A 3044-nucleotide genomic window follows, 5' to 3' on the forward strand; every position below is an offset into this window, starting at 1 on the left:
GGGTGGAGCAGCCCGGTAGCTCGTCAGGCTCATAACCTGAAGGTCACAGGTTCAAATCCTGTCCCCGCAACCATCTTTATCATACAATCAGGCGTCCCTCGCGGGGCGCTTTTTTCGTTGGCAAGATCAATCATCTGCGCAAACCGGCCACGTACCTCCAGCGCGACACCGCGCTTGTCCGGGGCAGGAGAGGCGACGATGTGCTCGATGAGCGCCCGCAACGCCTGACGTGCCTGCTCCTGCTCGATCGCAGCGCCGCGTAGCGCGGCGCCGAGCTGGACCACGCTGCGCCGGTAGCTCTCCGCCAGATTGGGCATCAGCGCCAGCGTCGGCTCGGCGTCGAGGTCGGCCAGGTCGCGTCGGCAGCGCTCGCGGGCGGCGATCTGCTCTTCGAGCACGCCGCGGATCTCGGCAAAGTCTTTAGCGCCGTCGGCAATAGCCAGCGTCAGCCGGCTGATCCGGCGTGTCGCCTCGGCTTCACGCTTCTCCAGCCCGCGGCGGACTTTGTGCCGGTCCTTCTGCTGAGCGCTAAAGGCCTGGCGATATTCTTCAACATAGGCTGCGACCGCATCTGGTTCGAGCATGCGCTCGCGCAATGCGCTGAGGATACGTGTCTCAAGCTGCGTATCGACGATGCTTCTGGTGTTGCTGCAGGTGCCGGTTTCACGGGCGGTGCTGCATCCCCAGCGGTCACGGCCGATAATGGTGAAATTGCCGCCACAGCTGCCGCATCTCACCAGACCGCTCAGTAGCCGCTTTGGCCGTCGTTGCCGGGCAGGCGACAGCGCTTGCCCCTGCTCGAGCCGCTGCTGTGCTGCGGTCCAGCTGTGCTCGTCGACGACCCGCAACGCGGGCACTTGCTGGGTCACCCACTGGTCGCGCGGATTGGGCCGGGCAACCCGCTTGCGGCTGGCGGGATCGCGCACGAAGCTTTGTCGGTTGTAGCTGATGATGCCGGCATACAGCTCATTGTGGAGAATGCCGTTGCCGCGCTCGCGGTTGCCGTTGATGGTGTTGGCGCGCCACAGCTTGCCTGATGGGGAGGGGACACCTTCGGTGTTCAGCGTCTCGGCGATGGCGCGTGGGCTGCGGCCTGCCACATATTCCGCAAAGATGCGCCGGACGACGCTTGCCTCGGCCTCGTCGATGTCGCGCAGGCCCCGCTCGGGTTCGCCGTCGGTGCCAAGCGCCACCACCCGCTTGTAGCCGTAGCTGAGCCCGCCGGGGATACGGCCTTGCGCGACTCGGCCGATCTGACCGCGTCGGGTCTTCTCACCCAGCTCCTTCAGGAACAGCGCGCCCATCGTACCCTTGAGGCCGATGTGAAGTTCCGAGATCTCGCCTTCCGACAGCGTGACGATGCGGATGCCTGCAAAGCGCAGCCGCTTGTAGAGGCCGGCGATGTCTTCTTGGTCACGGCTCAACCGGTCGAGCGATTCTGCCACCAGGATGTCGAACTCGCCCGTCCGGCTCATCAGCGCGTCCAGCCCCGGCCGGTTGCGCGTCGTGCCCGAGATGGCAAGGTCGGCAAAGACGTCGATTAGCTCCCAGCCTTCCTGGCTGACCCGGCTACGGCACAGCCGCGCCTGGTCCTCCGCCGACGTCTCCGACTGCCGGTCGCTGCTATAGCGGGCGTATATTGCTGCTCGTGTTGTCATTGGCGGCGCTGCGCTCCCGAAGGTCCCTGACGGCGTTTGCTCGTGCAAATGCCCTCACAAATAGCATGAAGTCGAGATAGGTATCGTTGGCGGCTTGCTGATCCAGCCGCGCTGAGCGCAGGTTTGGCGGCACAGTGCTGCCTGGCGCGCTGCGTATTTGGGCGGGCGGAACGTCTCGGCCGCCACCATTGTCGGTGTCGTTCATCTGTGTCTCGTCGGCTTTGGGCGCTGTGCGGCGCCGGGTGGACCATGCTGCCTCAGCCCCGAGATCTGGCTTTAAGAAGCCGACCCGTGGTGGAGGACGTGGCCAGGATTGCGCTGGTCACCGTCCGCAGGTCCACAAGCTGATCTTGTAGAAAGGCTCTCTACAAGATTACGTCTCGCTCAAGCTGCTCGATTGCGCTTGCATCTTACGGCTGACCTCGCGGTCTTGGTGCGACTCGGCACTTTGTTGAAGCCTCCCCCCATAAACCACCGCCAGCTGCATCAATCTGCATGCGGCGGTGCGCGGCACCTCTCGCCGTAAAGCCTAGCTTTTCCGCCAAGCGCATCAGATCTGCCGCTTGCATCAAAAGCCACCCAAAAAGCCCGCGGGCGAGGCGGGGGGCTCAGCGCGCTATTTGGGGTCACAGCGCCGTGGCGCCTGCGCCGACAGGTGTCTAATCTGTGCTGCGGCGCGTGTGCATGGCTGCCTCGCCAGATCTACCTGCGAAAGCTGCATCTCCGCCCGCTAGGAGTTAGTTCCCTGCCAGAACCTGACGGATCTGGTGGAAAGCGGCTCGTCCGCTTTAGAGCAGCCGCCTGGGTTTGTGCCCTTTCGTTCATGTGGCAAAGTAGGGGGCTCGGACGCCTGCCGGTGGGGGTGAGCCGCCCGGCCGCTTTCGGGTGGTGATCGGCGTAAACAGCCGTTTGGTCAGGTGAGGAGGGGGCGATCGCCTTTTCTGTCTAATAGCGGAAGGTCCGCATTGACGCGCCTCCGAACTCAAGCCGACGGTCATCCAGCTGGTCGTTCTGGAGGACAGCGGCTGCCAGTTGTGAAAAGCCGACATCCGCTCTCAAGCGGCCGCGCAGTATCCAACGACGACCTCCGCCTGCTGGCGGTAACCGGTGACGGGCAAAGGTGCCTGCGACGAGATGGCACTGGGGGCGCTGAGGCCGCGCAACTCAAGCGTCCGCTGGCAGCTAGCTTAAAAGCTCGGCTAACGCGCGCTCACCAAGTGCTTCCGGTAACCTTCTTGTCGGCTCCGCGACGAACGGCCGTCGCGATGTCCTGCTCGGTGGCAACATGCTCCTCAATGATACATCTAAAGCTAAGACCGCTTATTCCGAAGGCGGAGATCACGTCTACTTGAGCGACATTCAAGCCATCCGAGCAAAGAAATTTAG

General features: G+C 63.6%; 2 protein-coding genes. Both read right to left on the reverse strand.

Features of this window, described 5'->3' with window-relative positions; translation table 11 throughout:
- Positions 1 to 29 precede the first annotated feature (29 nt).
- The gene (locus tag AC07M8_RS19595) at positions 30 to 1658 is read right to left on the reverse strand and encodes a recombinase family protein (RefSeq protein WP_495175900.1); all 1629 of its coding nucleotides are present in this window, start codon (positions 1656 to 1658) and stop codon (positions 30 to 32) included.
- On the reverse strand, positions 1624 to 1863 hold the full coding sequence (locus AC07M8_RS19600) for a hypothetical protein (protein WP_495175901.1): 240 nt from the start codon (positions 1861 to 1863) through the stop codon (positions 1624 to 1626). Before AC07M8_RS19600 ends, AC07M8_RS19595 begins: the two co-directional genes overlap by 35 nt.
- Between the last annotated feature and the right edge of the window lie 1181 nt (positions 1864 to 3044).

The organism is Sphingomonas sp. GW821-FHT09E03 (assembly GCF_059416225.1).

Bases quoted from the DNA above. Each gene is read 5' to 3' on its own strand.
- AC07M8_RS19600 (WP_495175901.1), bottom strand. From the start codon at position 1,863: ATGAACGACACCGACAATGGTGGCGGCCGAGACGTTCCGCCCGCCCAA.
- AC07M8_RS19595 (WP_495175900.1), bottom strand. From the start codon at position 1,658: ATGACAACACGAGCAGCAATATACGCCCGCTATAGCAGCGACCGGCAG.